Below are 15,318 nucleotides of genomic sequence, written 5' to 3'. Positions count from 1 at the left end.
CGTTTTCGAAGAAAACGCGTCTGCTGAGAATGAGGGGTTCGGCGTAAGGCGCCGGACCCCTCGCCATTTTTGTACCCGTCATTCCGGGGCGACGCGAAGCGAACCCGGAATCTCGAGATTCCGGGTTCGCTGCGCGCCCCGGAATGACGCTGAGACACGGCAGCTCAATCCCGCTTGAACCGGTAGTCGAACCGGCTCCATGTCAGGCAGATGGCGCTTGAAGACGGTGTCGTCATAGGCCGGGAAGAAATCCTGCGGCCGCCGCCACGGGCCTTCGCGCTCGATCACCGCGTCGACGGTGATGTCGCCGATCCGGATCTGCCTCACGGCTTCTGCTCCGCGACGATCTTCTGCAGCAGCGACATCAGCGCTTCCGGCGCGGTGACGTTAGGCGAATGGCTGGCGTCGATCTCGTGATAGCGCCAGGCGGGATCGTTTTTGGTCTGCTTCGCAAACCGGCCGAAAGTGTCCGCCGGCGCGATCCGCGTGGCGTAGATGTAGCTGCGGGGCAACGTCAGCGGGCCGCCATGCAGCTCGAGCTTCATCTCGAAGCATTTGACCGGCATATTGACGCGGCGCTCGGTCAGCCATTCGAGATCGGCTTGCGGCGTATCCGGCGGTGTCGGATTAGGCGGCACCCGCCAGCCGTCGCCGGATTTCGCAAGTTCCGTCATCGGCGCTCGCGCCACTTCGTTGAGGTCGAGCAGCGATTGCCCGTCATCGGGCACGAAGGCGTCGATATAGATCAGCTGCGTGACGCGGTCGCGGGCGCGGTCGGCGACGCCGGTTGCGACCATGCCGCCATAGCTGTGGCCGACCAGCACGATGTCGCGCAGGTCTTCATATTTGATGACGTTCAGGACGTCCTGAACATGGGTTTCGAGATCGATCGACGGATTGGCCAGATGCGCGCGCTCGCCGAGGCCGGTATAGGTCGGCGTCAGCAGGCGATGCCCTGCCGCGGCCATCAATGGATGCATCTTCTTCCACGCCCATCCGGCCGACCACGCGCCGTGGCAGACGAGAAAAGTCTTGGGGGACGGAGCGTTCATCGGGCTGTTTCCATTTGCGAGCAGGGTTGTTGGACCGGGGTCGATTGCGATAGTACCCGTCCGAAGCGCGGTGTAAATGTTGCGACCCCACAGCAGCCGTCATTCCGGGATGGTCCGTAGGACCAGACCCGGAATCTCGAGATTCCCCGATGCGCAATTGCGCATCTGAGGTTCGTGCTTCGCACGCCCCGGAATGACAGTCAGAAATCCGGAAATCGCTGATGGGTACGGCCGCGCTTACAGTTCTGTTTGTCGGCGCGCTGCTGGCGATGGGAGTCTGGGTCTGGAGCAGTCTGGGCCTGCGCTAGCCGCCGCCGATCGCCGCGATGCATGCCCGCCATGCGGGCAAGCCCGGGCGCTGTACGCGCGCCATCAAACTCGCTACCTCTCGCACATGTCCTCCACCTCACGCACCCTCACGTCCCCTGCGCTGTCGCGCGAACATCTCGGCCTGCTGCTGGGCTTCGTCGGCATGGCGATTTTCGGCGGCACGCTGCCGGCGACGCGCATCGCGGTTTCCGCGATCGATCCGCTCGCCATGACCGCGCTGCGCACCGCGATTGCCGGATTGTGTTCGCTGGCGCTCTTGATCGTGCTGCGCCGGCCGTTGCCGCCGCGCCGGCTGTGGCCGCAACTGGCGATCGCGATGATTTGCGTCAGCATCGCCTTTCCGTTCCTGATGGCGCTCGGGGTGCAGACCGTCGACGCCTCGCATGGCGGGGTGGTGCTGGGGATTCTCCCGATCGCCACCGCGCTGGTCGCCGTCGTCATCACCCACGAGCGCCCAAGGCCGCTGTTCTGGATCGCGGCGATGGCGGGTGCTGCGCTGGTGATTGCGTTCGCGTTGCGCCAGGGCGGCGGCGCGTTCTCGGCCGGCGACCTCTTTCTGTTCGCGGCGGTGGCCGTATCCGCGATCGGTTACGCCTTCTCCGGCAGGCTGACGGCGCAAATGCCGGGCTGGGAGGTCATCAGCTGGGTGCTGGTGATGGCGCTGCCGATCTCGCTGCCGGCGGCGGCGCTGACGATGCCCGCCGATATCGGCCAGATCGCCCTGAAACCATGGCTGGCGCTGCTTTACGTCGCGCTGTTCTCGCAATGGATCGGGTTCTTCGCGTGGAATGCCGGCATGGCGATGGGCGGTATCGCGCGGGTGTCGCAGGTGCAATTGCTGCAGCCGTTCGTCACCTTCGCGCTGGCGGCGTTCTTCAACGACGAGACCATCACGCTGCAGATCCTGCTGTTCGCAGCGGCCGTGGTGGCGACGGTGGCGATCAGCACGCGCACCCGAAGCCGCCCGGCGCCGGTTACTCAGGGCTGACCCGGGGCCCTGGTTGCGGCATCGCGGCGCGCGCCCAGCACCATGCCGCCGGCGACGCCGACGCCCAGCACGTACATCCAGCCTTCGTGAAAATCGAACAAATGCGAATTGAACAGCGAGGTGAAGACGTTCTGCACCACCACCAGCAGGCCGATCCATGCCGCCAGGCCCTCGCCGCGAAACAGCACCAAGTGCCGCCACCACATCGCATAGAGCACGATGACCCCGAGCACGCCCCACTGGATCGCGACGTGCAGGGTCTGATTGTGCGGATTGCTGACGACCTGACTGCCGGCAAGCACCTTGGGTCCGGTCGCGGCCTGCTCGAAAAGCCCCCGCGTCGATCCGGTCCCATGCCCGATCACCGGGGCCTCGGCGATGAAGCGCAGCGATTTCTGCCAGAATTCAAGCCGCAATCCGATCGACGTCGGCTGATCCAGCTCCTTGTAGATCTGGTAATCCCTCAGGAACGTCGTGGTGGTCCACTGCAACTGAGGCGACACCGTCCACGCCAGGCCGACGATGGCGACAGCGGCGCCTGATATCGCGAGGCTGGTGCGCCATTTCAAGTGCAGCAACGCGAACACCGCGAGCATGATCGGCATGGTCACCAGCGCGGTGCGCGAAACCACGACGAACATCATGTTCGCCAGCAGGCTGAGGGAGACCGCCGTGAGCAGCACCGCAAGCCGGATCCGGTTGGCTCGCAGCAAGGTCATGATCGGATAGGCCAGCGCCACCGCGCACAGCGCGAATTCCTGGCTTTGATCGATGTAGTTCTTGACGAAGATCCCCCGCATTTCGGCGCTGGGCTTGAGCGTGAGGCTGGGCTCGAAAGCGACCGCCCAGGACACCAGCATCAGAAGCGTGCAGGAGACGAGGAAGGCGATGAAAACCCATACGCCGCGAGACGAGCGTTCGAAATGATAGAGCAATAACGGCAGCACCAGCAGTTTTGCGGTGGGGCCGACCGCATAGAGCCGCGCGCCCCAAGCTGCTTCCGACCACAGGGTTCCGGCGAGCGCCAGCGCAAAGATCGCGATCGGCAGCGCGGAGACCGGCCGCATCAGTGAGCGCAAGAAGGCGCGCGGCTCGATGGCGGGAATAAGCGCGATGAGCCAGAGCACCGCGGCAATCGCGACGCCGGAGGTCGACCACGGCAACAGCACCGCGATCAGCACCGTCAGCAGATCGACGCTGAGGATCCACGCCGCCGGGCTGAACGGGGCGGGAAGGACCAGCGCAAGCCTGGACCGGCCGGGCTCTCTTCTTGCAGCTTCAATCATCCCCGGTTCCCTGGCGCGCCCGACACGGCGCACGCATACCTAGCTCAAGCGGTCGACGCGCCGCAATGGCGCAGCAGCCCTATTCCGCGGCCGAAACGCGGGTGAAGTCATTGCAGTACCGGTCCCAGCCGCTTCCTGAACTCCAGGCGCAGCAACCACAAACTCAACCCCGCCTGAAGCGTGGTCGTGGCAATCGACAAATACCAGGCGTGCTCGATCCGGAAACCGGGCATCGCGGACAGCCAGATCAGCGGCAGCGTATTGGTCAGCAGCCGTGCGCCGGAGCTGAGCAGCACCGGCCTGGTGTTGCCCAGTCCCTGAAACATGCTCGAGCAAACGAAATTCACCCCTTGCGCGACATTGTTCAGCGAGACCATGCGAAGGAACAGCGCGCCGACCGCGATCGTCGCGGCGTCTTCGGTAAAGCCGCCGAGGAAGAACTCCGGCCGCCATTGCGCAATCATCGTGAAGCCGATCATCACAGCGGTGACCAATAGCAAGACCGTCTTGAACGTCCTTCTCACACGCTCACCGTTACCAGCGCCAAAATTCTGTCCGGCGATGGCACCAGCCGCCAAGGCAATCGATATCCCCGGCATATGAATGAGGCCCAACAGGCGCGAACCAATGCTGAAGCCCGCCTGAGCCGCGGCGCCGAAATGCCGCAACGCAAAATAGATCACCGCCATATTGAGGAATATGATGGCGAACTCGCCTCCGGCAGGCAGCCCGATGCCCAGTATGCGCTTCCATTGCGCCAATTGCGGACGCCACAACGCGCTGTTGATGGCAACGTAGTGCTCGTAGCGGTGGAAATAGATCCACATCATCGCCACGCCGATCGCGACCGCGACCGTGCTCGCCAGACCGGCGCCGGCAACGCCCAACGCCAGACCTGTGCCCCAGCCCGAGATCAGAATCGGCGCAAGCAGCATATTGATGATCACCGTGACGGCCTGCACGATCACGGTGGGACGCACGATGCCGGTGCCGCGCAACGCAGAGCCCATCACCAGCGCGATAAATTGCAGCGCCAGCGCCGGCACGAACCAGACCAGATAGGTGGTGCCCGCCTCGATCACGGCCTCGTCAACGGCAACCGACCGCATGTAGCTGCGCGCCAGCATGCATCCTGCAACCATCGTAAACAGGGCCCCTGCCGCCGATAGCCCCAGCGACTGATTGAATATCAGATTGGCATCGGCCCGGTCCTTGCGTCCGACGGCCTGCGAAATCAGCGACACGGCGCCGACGCTCAGAATTTGAGTCAGCGCGTTGATCAGGAAGCCGACATTGCCTGCGGCGCCGACGCCTGCAATCGCAGCGTCACCGAGGCCCGCGACAAAATACAAATCGATCAGCCCGCACAGCATCATCAAGATCATGCCGACGAAAATCTGCGGAGCCATCACCGCGATGTGGCTCACGATCGAGCCCTGGCTTAAGTCCTTCATGGGGTCGGCCTCATCCGGCTGCGCGCGGGCGCGGGCCGGCTCCGTTTTGGCGCGCGACGGCATCGGGCCGAACGCGCGTCGTTGAAAAAAGTCGATACAGACGGGGAAGTTAGCGGGACCGGGTGGTCAGGCCCGATCGATGCTGGCGGAGTTGGCCCTCAGAGGGCCACGCGGGCATCCGGAAAAAGCTTCGGACGCGAGGACGCGATCTGCGAATACATCGAAATCATGCAAATCCTCCCCGGTTCGAGCGACAATGTGCTGCTTATAAATGCATCCTGTGGTTTTGGCAACATGGCAAGCGCATGATCGCGCTCAATGCCCGGGTTCCGACAGAACGCCGGCAGGCTTGTTCAGAAATGCGACCATCACCGTGAGACCGAAATAGAACACCGTCAGCATCAGGAAGGCGTCGCCGAATCCCATCACCACGGCCTGGCGATGCACGATCTGCGACAGTTGCTTCATCGCCATCAGCGAGGCGTCGCCCATGCCCTGCAGGCGCTGGGTGAACATGTTGAGGGTTTCGGTCGCGGTGGCGTTGCCCCAAGTCACCCTCTCGTGCAGCCGCGCGATGTGCAGGTCGGTGCGCTGGTTCAGCACCGAGTTGATGACCGCCAGGCCCACCGCGCCGCCGAGGTTGCGCGTCAGGTTGAACAGGCCCGAGGCGTTCTTCACCCGCTCCGGCGCCAGCGTCCCCAGCGAGATGGTGTTGGTCGGCACCATCGCGAACATCATACCGACGCCGCGCAGGATCTGCGGCACCAAGAGCTCGTAGAAATCGTAATCGCGGGTGATCCAGGTCATCTGAAAGGAACCGAGCGCGAAGATGACGAGGCCGATGGCGATGATCACGCGCATGTCGATCCGCTGCATCAGCCGGCCGACGATCGGCGCGGTCAGGAACATGGCGGCGCCGGACACGAACATGGTCTCGCCGATCATCAGCGCGCTATAGCCGCGCACCTCGGCGAGATAGCGCGGATACATGTAAGTCAGGCCGTACAGGCCGATGCCGACGCAGAACGAGATCAGGCAGCCGATGCCGAAATTGCGGTCGCCGAACGTCCTGATATCGACGATCGGCTCGTCGACCGTCAGCACGCGCCAGAAGAAGGCGATCGCGGAGACCGCGCAGATCGTGGCGCAGACCGCAACCGAGGTATCCTGCAGCCACTCATATTGCGGGCCTTCCTCCAGCACATATTCGAGCGAGCCGAGAAAGCCCGCCATGAAGATCAGGCCCCACCAGTCGAACCGCTCCAGCAGCTTGAAGTTCGGTTGGTCGAAATCGACCAGCGCCAGCACGCCGACGGTGATGCCGATGCCCGGCACGATGTTGATGAAGAACAGCCAGTGCCAGGACAACCAGTCGGTGATGATGCCGCCGACCGTCGGGCCTACGGTCGGCGCCAGCGTGGCGACCAGGCCGATGATCGGGCCGACGATATAGAATTTCGCACGCGGAAACACCGTATAGGCCGAGGCGAACACGGTCGGGATCATGCCGGCGCCGAGAAAGCCCTGGATCGCGCGCCACAGGATCATCTGTTCGATGGTCGTGGCGAAGCCGCACAGGAAGCTCGCGATGGTGAAGCCGGCGGCCGAAATCGCAAACAACAGCCTGGTGCCGAATGCCCGCGACAGGAAACCGGACAGGGGAATCGCGATCACCTCGGCGATCAGATACGAGGTCTGGACCCACGACACTTCGGATGAGCTGGCCGACAGGCCGGCCTGGATTTCGGCGAGCGAGGCCGAGACGATCTGGATGTCCAGGATCGACATGAACATCCCGAACACCATGATGAGAAACGCAAACAGCCGCCGCGGCGGGATGCGCTCGTCCGGCACCGCGGGGGCGCTCATCATCGAAGGCGGGGCGGTGGTGGCGTCAGCCATGGTCTAACCGGGTCAGGGGCGGGCTCGATCGGATCGGGCGAGCCGCCCGAGACGAAAGAAATCATTTCGGATGAACCATGGCCGGCGCATCGAGATCGGCCTCGCTGTCGGCGTCCACGGCGCCCTCGCGGGTATCGACGGTCGTGTAGACCGACATGCCCGCGCGCAACAGGTTCTGTTTTGCGACGTCCTTCGGCACGCGGATACGCACCGGCAGCCGCTGCACGATCTTGGTGAAATTGCCGGTGGCGTTGTCCGGCGGCAGCAGCGTGAACACCGAGCCTGCCGCGGGCGAGATGCTGTCGACGAAGCCCGCGAATTTGCGGTGGCCGTAGGCGTCGACCGAGATCCTGACCGGCTGGCCCGGACGGATGCGCTTGAGCTGCGTCTCCTTGTAATTGGCATCGATGAAGACGTCGTTGAGCGGCACCAGGTTGCCGAGCCGCTGTCCGGCCTGGACGAAGTCGCCGGTGTTGACGAGACGGTTGGAGAAGGTGCCGTCGACCGGCGCGCGCACATTGGTGAAGTCGAGATCGCGCTGGGCCTTGGCGAGCGATGCCTGCAATTCCATGAGCTGCGCGCGGGCCTCGGCCTGCTGCGCCTTGGTGACCTCGACATTGTCGCGCGCCGCGTCGTAGGCGGCCTGCGCCGACCTCACCGCCGCCACGCCCTGGTCGCGCCCGGCTTCCGACACTTCGAAGGTGGCGCGCGAGGCGAAGCCCTTGGTGGAGAGCGCCTGCTGGCGCTCGAAATCGAGACCGGCCCGCTTCAACACGGCTTCGGCCGAGGCGAGCTGCGCCTTGGACTGTTCGGCGGCGCTTTCCAGTGCGGTGACCTGGCGGCCGATGCGGTCGATGGTGGCCTGCTGGGTCGCGATCCTGGAACGCGCGGCGTCAACCGCGATGCGATAATCGCCATCGTCGATTTTGAAGATGACATCGCCGGTCCGCACCACGGCGTTGTCGCCGGGAAGGATCGCCGCGATGTGGCCGGACACCCGTGCGCCGAGCATGGTGTTGTTGGCGCGCACATAGGCGTCGTCGGTCGAGACGTAGAAGCGTCCGACCAGGACGAAATAGACGCCGTAGCCGGCCGCGGCGAGCGCAAGCAGCGCGAGCACGCCCATCAGAACCAGCTTGCGCCTGCCCGATGCCGGCGCTGCTGCTTCCAGCGCGCCGGCCGGCTTTGCGGTGGCAGGACTCGTCGTGGCCGGGCTCGCGGGCGCTTCCGCGGGACGGTGCGCGACGGGCTCTTCCGCAACGCGGGAACGAGGCTGATCGGCGGGAGGCATGGAAGCGTCGCGAGCAAACTCACCTTCCCTGGCGTCCGGCTCGGGACGAAGGATGCGTGCGGCCTGGTCTCTCGCTGCGGCCATCAAGGCCTCCCCAACTGCAATGATGCGATGCGGGCAGGCCAAAACCCGCCCTGCCGCCACACCAGCCCCTCAAGTAACATTGACCGAACGGTTCGGTCAAGGTATGTAATTCGCCAGACCATACAATGCGGTTCCCCTCCCCGGCCTGATCGGGGCGGGAATCTTTCCGGAAAAGCTAAACCAATGGTTGCAGCGAAGCCCACTCCCCTTCACCCCGTCGGCGACGAGCAGGACTCCTCGAAGCGGCGCCAGATTGTCGACGGCGCGCGCCGGGTGTTCCTGGATCTCGGCTTCGACGGCGCCAGCATGGGCGAGATCGCCCGCTCGGCCGGCGTCTCCAAGGGCACGCTCTATGTCTACTTCGCCGACAAGAGCCGGCTGTTCGAAGCCATCGTCGAGGAGGAATCGCTCGCGCAGGGCAAGGTGGCATTCAACTTCGACCCCGAACGGGACGTCACCACCACGCTGATGGATTTCGGCCAGGCCTATATCCAGTTGCTGTGCCGGCCCGGCGGCGGATCGGCCACGCGCACGGTGATGGCGATCGCCGAGCGGATGCCGGAGGTCGGCCGGCGCTTCTACGACAACGTGGTGTCGCTCACCATCACCAGGCTCGCCGCCTATCTCGAGGTTCACGTCGCATCCGGCGATCTCGAAATCGAGGACTGCCAGCTCGCGGCGACGCAGTTCATGCAGCTGTGCCAGGCCTCGCTGTTCATGCCGTTCCTGTTTCAGGCAGCGCCGGCGCCGACGGCCGAGCGCATCGCCGAAGTAGTCGGCAGCGCGACGCGGATTTTCCTGGCGGGGTATCAAAACAAGCGGGAGTGATCGTGCATTCCGCCCTGCCCGTCGCCCCGGTGAACGCCAAAGCACGCTTCGGGAACAAGGAAGCCCCACCTCAAGACCGTCATCCCCCACGCATGCGGGAGATTCACTCCACCTCGTCGCCCCGGCCTTGAGCCGGAGCCCATCACCACTGAGTTGAGTGGCGAAAAAGATTGGGGCTCCGCGGCGCGTAGCGCCCGGGCTGAGCAAGAAGTTTCGCCCACTGCCATCAGAGCACTGTGACGAACCTCACTGAGGATTCTTGCGATTCCGGCATTGTTGAATAATCTGCTCGGAATGCGATCAGGGGTCGAGATGCAGACATTTTGGAAGGTTTGCCTGCTGCTGCTGTTCGCCTGCGCGCTGGGGTGCAGCCCGGCATCAGCCGAAAGACGGGTGGCCCTGGTCATCGGCAACGGCGCCTACTCCCACAAGGCGCGATTGACCAATCCGGAAAACGACGCCGCGGATGTGGCGGCTGCGCTCAAACGAACCAATTTTGAAGTCATCCTGGCCAACAATCTCGGCCAATTGGAAATGCAGGACGCGGCGATCCGTTTCTCGCGTGCGGCAAGAAACGCTGACGTTGCGCTCTTCTGTTACAGCGGCCATGCGATGCAATTCAATGGCGTCAACTATCTGATGCCAATCGACGCCAAGCTGGATGATGAGGCGGACCTAAAGCGCTTTACCCGAGTAGACGATATTATGAATGATTTGCAGCAAGCCAAAAACCTGCGGATCCTGGTCCTGGATTCCTGCCGCGACAATCCATTCCCGGAAGCCTTGAAGCGGTCGCTTGGGCCGACCAGAGGCGCCTCGGTGAGGCAAGGGTTATCAAAAATGGACGCCCCTCTCGGCACGATCGTGTCATTCTCGACCCAGGCAGGGCAAACGGCTGACGATGGAACCGGCCGCAACAGCCCATACACCGCGGCCTTCGTCAGGCGCATCGAGGAACCGAAGGAAATTGGCGAGGTCTTTCGCGACATCAGCGCCGACGTCTATGAAACCAGTGGCAGATCACAGCTTCCCGAACTGTCGCTATCGATCATTGGAAAATTCTACCTGAACGGACCGGTTTCGATCACGGTAACGCCACCGGCCCAATCCGCCCCAGCCAACCTCTGCTCGGCGGCTGAGACGCACTGGAAAGCCGCCGACGTCATCGGCACGGTCACGGCGTATGAAGATCACGTCGCAAGATTCCCCACATGCGCGTTCAGCAACCTCGCCAGGGCGCGGATCGACGGCTTGAAGCAGAAAGCAGCACTCGCACCCCCTTTGCCATCCGATCCAAAGACCGGAACAGGTAAGTTCGATGGAGAGTGGGATGTGAAAATACTCTGCCCGCAGACGGGGAATGTCGGCGCCTACTCGAAATTCATGATCGCGGCTGTCAAGGACAGCACGTTTCACGCCGAGGAGCTGACACGCGGAACGCCCGGCTGGCTCGCCATTGACGGAAAGATCGGAACGGACGGCAAGGCCACCTTGGTTGCGAAGGGTCTTACAGCAAGCCCTGCGGCTACTCTTGGTCACGCCAAGGCTGGTTCACCCTACGGTTATACGGTCACGGCGCAGTTTGATGGCTCGTCGGGCGCCGGAAAACGCAATGAAAACCGGCTGTGCAATTTGAGTTTTGCCAGGCGTTAGGCCGAGTGACGCGGGGACACGAAGCGGCCGCAACATTCCATCGCTCGCAATTTGCAGCATCGACCAGAGCTGAGGAACCAGAGCCGCCAGGACGCCGACCGGTGGAGCCGGCGCGCCCCGGCCGGCCGCGAGAAGCATGACCGTGGCCAGGAGAGTCTGGCTGCTGCTCCGCTCGCCCGTGGAGGCGAGCTTGTTGGCCTGCTCGAATTCCCGAACGGACTGACGCGTCGCTGCGCTCGATCCTCAAGGCATTGTGGCACGGGATCAACCGCCCCTTTGCCCGGCGATTGCATCACCACACGGCGCATATTCGCCTGCGCCATGGCCGCGCTGCCATTGCTCTTCCGGATCAGTGCAAAGGCGCGGCCGAAGACCGGTTCCGGCGTAACCCGCTGCCTACTCGGTAGCGGGCGGCGCCGGCGCCGCGGCGAGATTTGCCTCCTGGCCACTGCCCTTCCGCGATGCTCTATTTCTTCTTGCGCGCAGCCGTCCGTGCATCGGCGATGGCCTGCTTGAAGCCGGCTGCATCCAGGACCCCAGGTACCCTGAATGTGCCGATAATGAACGCAGGCGTCCCTTGAAATCCAAATGCCTCGGCTTGCGCATTGTTGCGGAGCAACAGAGCCTCTATTGCCGGCTTGTGCGTTTCCATGTCCCCGGTCGCGCGATCTACATCAATACCGGCCTCTCCAAGCAGTTTTTGAACCACGTCTTCGCTCAGTTTCGCGCTGGCCCCGATCAGTGCCGCGTGTGCCTCGTGGTACTTGTTCTGGTATTTGGCCGCGAGAACCATCTTGGCCGCATACTGCGAGGCTCCGCCAAAGATGGGCCAGTCCTTCATCACGATGCGCAGTTTGCCATCCTCCCTGGCGAGCTTGACCAATTCGGGGGCGACTTTCTTGCAGTAGGGACACTGATAGTCGAAGTATTCAACGATGGTGATATCACCCTGTGGATTTCCGATCGACGGGACATCCGGGTCACGGAGCACGCTTTCCCTGAAGGCGTCCGCGCTCTCGCCCTGTGCTCCCGGCACAAAGCTGATGATCGCTCCAAGCGACAGCGTGAATGCGGCAACGGCGGCGATGGTGGATTTCTTCATGGTGTGACCTGTTTCTGTTGAGGGTTATTCGAGGCTGCCGCGGCTTCGTTGAACGCTGCCGATACAGTCGAGGTTGAGAGGATTTCCGGAAGGGCGATGCCATCGGGGGCTGCGGGGCCGAAGACGATGTTGAACGGGATACCGAAGCGCCCGTGCTCACGCATGAACCCTGCGATTTCGTCGTCCGGCTTTGTCCAGTCGGCCCGCATCGGCACGACATCCGCAGACAACCGTCCTGCAACCTCCTGCCTGTCGATGACGAGAGCCTTGTTGATTTTGCAGGTGATGCACCAATCCGCCGTGACGTCGACGAACACGGTGCGCCCGGCGCCGACCAGCATTCGCAGTTCGTTGCTAGAAAACGAGCGCCAGGGTATCGGAATCCGGTCCTGCGTTTGCGACCGCGGCGCCATGGCAGCAAGCGCGACGACAATGATCGCGATCGTCGCAGTCGCTACCGCCATTTTTCTTGCAACGAAGCCCTTCGACAGACCGAAGATGACGAATCCCAGGGCCAAGGCAGCGCCCAGGGAAATCGCGGGCAATCGCCCGGACACTTCGCCAAGCACCAGCAACAACCAGCCCGCCGTCGCCAGGAGCGCCACGCCAAAGAGTCGTTTGACATGGGCCAGCCAGGGCCCAGGCCGCGGGATGGCGCTTGTCAGCGCGGGAAAAGCCGCCACGACCAGATAAGGCGACGCCATGCCGATGCCGAGAGCAGTAAATATCGCAAATATCTCGGCGGCTCCCTGCGACAGCGCGAAACCCACGGCGGTTCCGACCAGCGGCGCCGAGCAAGGAGTTGCGAGCAGCGTCGCCACGAAGCCGCTCATAAAATGCGATGTCGCCGATGTGCCGCCCGCGAGGCCACCTGCCCAGGTAAGAAAGCCCGAGGATACCGCGAGGTGAAACAGCCCGAACTGGCTCGCTGCGAACAGGGACAGGACAACTGCCATGCCGCCAAGAAACAGCGGCTGCTGAAACTGGATGCCCCATCCGACGCTGGCGCCGGCCCATTTCATGCCGGCAAGCGTGCCCGCCAGCAGCAGAAAGGACACCACGATGCCGGCGGCCGAAGCCGCAAATCCCTTGCGAACCCGGCCACGATCGCCGGTGCTACCGTGAACGAACGAAAGGAGTTTCAGTGACAGCACCGGAAACACGCAGGGCATCAGGTTCAGAATGAACCCGCCGGCAAGCGCTATTCCGATTAAAGCGAGCATGCTGCCCGGAGCATCCAGCGCTGGCCGCGGAGCCCCTGAACCATTTGTTGCTCCGGTGTTTGCCAGCGGCGCGGGTGACACCGCCAACACGGCTGCATCGTCAGACACAACGGTGGCGATCACCGGGCGCGTGCGAAGGCTCTCGGCGGTCTCGCCAGGCAGGTTTACGATCAGGGTCGCCCGATTGCCTTGATCGAATGTTATGATCGGCTTGTCCCCGCTGACCGGCGGATCGCTCTCGACGAAGACATCTGGCTCAAGGAGCGGCCTGGCCGACTGGACCTCGATCCGCAGCGATGCCGGCCCGGTTAGAGACCGCTCGATCGAGAGAACCGACAGCACAATGGACGTGGCGAGCGGCACCCTGGATCGCCATGCATCGATGATTGTCGGGGAGTCACCGCTGGCGCCCGGCCGGATCGTGGCAGCGAGCGTGCGCTCCTCCCGAACACAGATTGTGCCGCAGGCGTAGATCGCGAGCTTCAGGCGGATCCGCGTCTCGACACCTGGATCTCGAACTTTGATCCTCACCGGGAACAGGACTTCTTGTGCGTACCCTATCGTTTCGAATCCGAGGATCGACAGCCTGGATGGCGCGGGCCAGTTCACCTCCGCGTCGACGATATTCTGCGAGCCGGACCAATCGAACTCAGTGGGGAGGCCGGCGTCCCCGGGGGATTTCCAGTAGGTTTTCCAGCCGGAACCAAGGTTCAGACGGACACCGATCCAAAGCTCCCGACCGCCTGCTTCGGAGTTCCCTGTCAGAAGGTCGGCTTTGATATCAGGCTTCTCGGCTGACGCTTGCGCGAAGGACCCGCCCTGCGCAGCGGCGACCGCGGATATCAAAGTGAGCGCGGCCATCGCGCGGAGTAGGAGACGCATCATCTCGACACCTCGGCTCGGGTACGGAGATTGGCCTCCATCGAGGAGGCCGCACGCGCTTCCTGTTCCGAGAGAACAACGACCCTGGACCCGACCGGCACACGATCGAAGAGATCGATCACGTCCTGATTCAAAAGCCGGATGCATCCGCTTGAGACATTCTTGCCAATGCTTGCAGGCTCGTTGGTGCCGTGAATGCGAAACAGCGTGTCCTTGCCGTTCTGGAACAGGTACAGCGCACGTGCACCGAGCGGATTCTCGATCCCTGCGCCCATACCTGCGCTGTACTTCTTCAGTTCGGGCTGCCGGGCAATCATGGATGATGGCGGCGTCCATGTCGGCCACTGCGCCTTGCGGCGAACGTCCGCTGTTCCGGACCATCCAAAGCCGTCGCGGCCCACACCTACCCCGTAACGCATTGCAAAGCCGCCATCCTGCACGAGATAGAGAAACCTGGCATAGGGATCGACGACGATAGTGCCGGGCGGATGCTGGGCCACGTAGCGGACGCGTTGTTTGACGTATTTCGGGTCGATCGTTCCAGCGTCGATCGCCGGAATTTTGAACGCGTTGTCTGCAAGTGCGGGGTACTGTGGCTGACGGGGCGGCGCATACGACGCCTGCTGGAGCGTTGCCTGATTGCAGGCTGCCAGCAGAGCGGTCAATCCGGAGGCGCAAAGAGCGCGCAGGCACGGATGCGCCGCCGCACGGAGTGCGGCTAACGGCGATGTCATGAGAAGTCTCCGAAGGTATCTATGGACGCAATGATGACGTCAGCGCGAAGCTGACCTTATGCGCCGATCCGCGGAGGCCGGAACTGGGGAGCGGCAAGCCATTGCACATGGAGCAGCTTGTCAGCGAACGGCACCACGCCGGCCTTGCCATGCAGGGCTTCCATCACCGTGGAAGCCTTGATCTCCAACCCAACCAGGGTGCCGACGCTGCACGACATGCCCAGGGCGCCGAGCGCCGCCCGTTGGCAGGGTTTGTCGCCCTTGACCGAATGACTCTGCAGGAAGGCCGCTGATGCGGCCTTTGAGGGCGCGCGCGCGAGGGCGGGCTGAAGGAACGATGCAAACATCCCCAAGATACACAACAGCGCAAGCAAGGAACGCCACAAGCCCTTTGACCGACTCGGCATTCCGCGCTTGGAATCGATGGGGTGGTGCCCGTACATTCGCGCTTTCTGCTTCAGGCGAGCAGCGACAAGCAAGTCACCTCTGCGTGATGCTCGACCTATCAG

12 protein-coding genes and 1 pseudogene are annotated in these 15,318 nt (G+C 63.3%); 3 read left to right on the top strand and 10 right to left on the bottom strand.

Annotated features, from left to right (window positions below):
* Positions 1-195 precede the first annotated feature (195 nt).
* Together KMZ29_RS26970 and KMZ29_RS07195 are read right to left on the bottom strand one after the other, a co-directional pair.
* Positions 196-327, bottom strand: a pseudogene (locus KMZ29_RS26970) (MBL fold metallo-hydrolase); the annotation flags it as partial.
* Positions 324-1,052 (bottom strand): alpha/beta fold hydrolase, encoded by a 729-nt coding sequence (locus tag KMZ29_RS07195; RefSeq protein WP_215623068.1) that lies wholly within the window; start codon positions 1,050-1,052, stop codon positions 324-326. The pseudogene KMZ29_RS26970 and the gene KMZ29_RS07195, both read right to left, overlap by 4 nt.
* Before the next feature lie 394 nt (positions 1,053-1,446).
* Between KMZ29_RS07195 and KMZ29_RS07190 the strand changes: the two genes are divergently transcribed.
* Positions 1,447-2,370, top strand: a complete 924-nt coding sequence (locus KMZ29_RS07190; RefSeq protein WP_215623067.1) for a DMT family transporter — start codon at positions 1,447-1,449, stop codon at positions 2,368-2,370.
* Here KMZ29_RS07190 and KMZ29_RS07185 read toward each other — a convergent pair.
* From KMZ29_RS07185 to KMZ29_RS07170, 4 genes are all read right to left on the bottom strand, one after another.
* Positions 2,361-3,656, bottom strand: a complete 1,296-nt coding sequence (locus KMZ29_RS07185) for an O-antigen ligase family protein (protein WP_215623066.1) — start codon at positions 3,654-3,656, stop codon at positions 2,361-2,363. The genes KMZ29_RS07190 and KMZ29_RS07185 overlap by 10 nt on opposite strands.
* A 107-nt stretch (positions 3,657-3,763) precedes the next feature.
* Positions 3,764-5,110, bottom strand: a complete 1,347-nt coding sequence (locus KMZ29_RS07180; protein ID WP_215623065.1) for an MATE family efflux transporter — start codon at positions 5,108-5,110, stop codon at positions 3,764-3,766.
* Positions 5,111-5,425: 315 nt separating this feature from the next.
* Positions 5,426-7,012 (bottom strand): DHA2 family efflux MFS transporter permease subunit, encoded by a 1,587-nt coding sequence (locus KMZ29_RS07175; RefSeq protein WP_215623064.1) that lies wholly within the window; start codon positions 7,010-7,012, stop codon positions 5,426-5,428.
* Positions 7,013-7,073: 61 nt separating this feature from the next.
* The gene (locus KMZ29_RS07170) at positions 7,074-8,387 is read right to left on the bottom strand and encodes an HlyD family secretion protein (RefSeq protein WP_215623063.1); all 1,314 of its coding nucleotides are present in this window, start codon (positions 8,385-8,387) and stop codon (positions 7,074-7,076) included.
* A gap of 183 nt (positions 8,388-8,570) precedes the next feature.
* Here KMZ29_RS07170 and KMZ29_RS07165 point away from each other — a divergent pair, with 183 nt between their 5' ends.
* Complete coding sequence (locus KMZ29_RS07165; protein WP_215623062.1) at positions 8,571-9,215, top strand: TetR/AcrR family transcriptional regulator; 645 nt, start codon at positions 8,571-8,573, stop codon at positions 9,213-9,215.
* 276 nt (positions 9,216-9,491) lie between these two features.
* A complete protein-coding gene (locus tag KMZ29_RS07160) occupies positions 9,492-10,868 on the top strand; it encodes a caspase family protein (protein ID WP_369810083.1) in 1,377 nt (458 codons plus the stop codon).
* 466 nt (positions 10,869-11,334) lie between these two features.
* Here KMZ29_RS07160 and KMZ29_RS07155 read toward each other — a convergent pair whose 3' ends face one another.
* The 4 genes from KMZ29_RS07155 to KMZ29_RS07140 are packed head-to-tail and all read right to left on the bottom strand — an operon-like array spanning position 11,335 to position 15,288.
* Entirely contained in the window at positions 11,335-11,970 is a 636-nt protein-coding gene (locus tag KMZ29_RS07155) for a DsbA family protein (protein WP_215623061.1), read from the bottom strand.
* Entirely contained in the window at positions 11,967-14,078 is a 2,112-nt protein-coding gene (locus KMZ29_RS07150; protein ID WP_215623060.1) for a protein-disulfide reductase DsbD family protein, read from the bottom strand. Before KMZ29_RS07150 ends, KMZ29_RS07155 begins: the two co-directional genes overlap by 4 nt.
* Positions 14,075-14,809, bottom strand: coding sequence for a L,D-transpeptidase (locus KMZ29_RS07145; RefSeq protein ID WP_215623059.1), 735 nt, complete (start codon positions 14,807-14,809; stop codon positions 14,075-14,077). The genes KMZ29_RS07150 and KMZ29_RS07145 overlap by 4 nt, the downstream gene beginning before the upstream one ends.
* 56 nt (positions 14,810-14,865) lie before the next feature.
* The gene (locus KMZ29_RS07140; protein WP_215623058.1) at positions 14,866-15,288 is read right to left on the bottom strand and encodes a hypothetical protein; all 423 of its coding nucleotides are present in this window, start codon (positions 15,286-15,288) and stop codon (positions 14,866-14,868) included.
* Positions 15,289-15,318: the final 30 nt, after the last annotated feature.

This window comes from Bradyrhizobium sediminis (genome assembly GCF_018736085.1).
Taxonomy (GTDB): Bacteria; Pseudomonadota; Alphaproteobacteria; order Rhizobiales; family Xanthobacteraceae; genus Bradyrhizobium; species Bradyrhizobium sediminis.
This window is presented reverse-complemented; position numbering and strand designations above follow the sequence as displayed.

Excerpts from the sequence above, each read along its gene's own strand:
- KMZ29_RS07180 (WP_215623065.1), bottom strand. The coding sequence starts at position 5,110 with ATGAAGGACTTAAGCCAGGGCTCGATCGTGAGCCACATCGCGGTGATG.
- KMZ29_RS07190 (WP_215623067.1), top strand. The coding sequence starts at position 1,447 with ATGTCCTCCACCTCACGCACCCTCACGTCCCCTGCGCTGTCGCGCGAA.
- KMZ29_RS07165 (WP_215623062.1), top strand. The coding sequence starts at position 8,571 with ATGGTTGCAGCGAAGCCCACTCCCCTTCACCCCGTCGGCGACGAGCAG.
- KMZ29_RS07145 (WP_215623059.1), bottom strand. The coding sequence starts at position 14,809 with ATGACATCGCCGTTAGCCGCACTCCGTGCGGCGGCGCATCCGTGCCTG.
- KMZ29_RS07150 (WP_215623060.1), bottom strand. The coding sequence starts at position 14,078 with ATGATGCGTCTCCTACTCCGCGCGATGGCCGCGCTCACTTTGATATCC.
- KMZ29_RS07195 (WP_215623068.1), bottom strand. The coding sequence starts at position 1,052 with ATGAACGCTCCGTCCCCCAAGACTTTTCTCGTCTGCCACGGCGCGTGG.
- KMZ29_RS07170 (WP_215623063.1), bottom strand. The coding sequence starts at position 8,387 with ATGGCCGCAGCGAGAGACCAGGCCGCACGCATCCTTCGTCCCGAGCCG.
- KMZ29_RS07155 (WP_215623061.1), bottom strand. The coding sequence starts at position 11,970 with ATGAAGAAATCCACCATCGCCGCCGTTGCCGCATTCACGCTGTCGCTT.
- KMZ29_RS07175 (WP_215623064.1), bottom strand. The coding sequence starts at position 7,012 with ATGGCTGACGCCACCACCGCCCCGCCTTCGATGATGAGCGCCCCCGCG.
- KMZ29_RS07185 (WP_215623066.1), bottom strand. The coding sequence starts at position 3,656 with ATGATTGAAGCTGCAAGAAGAGAGCCCGGCCGGTCCAGGCTTGCGCTG.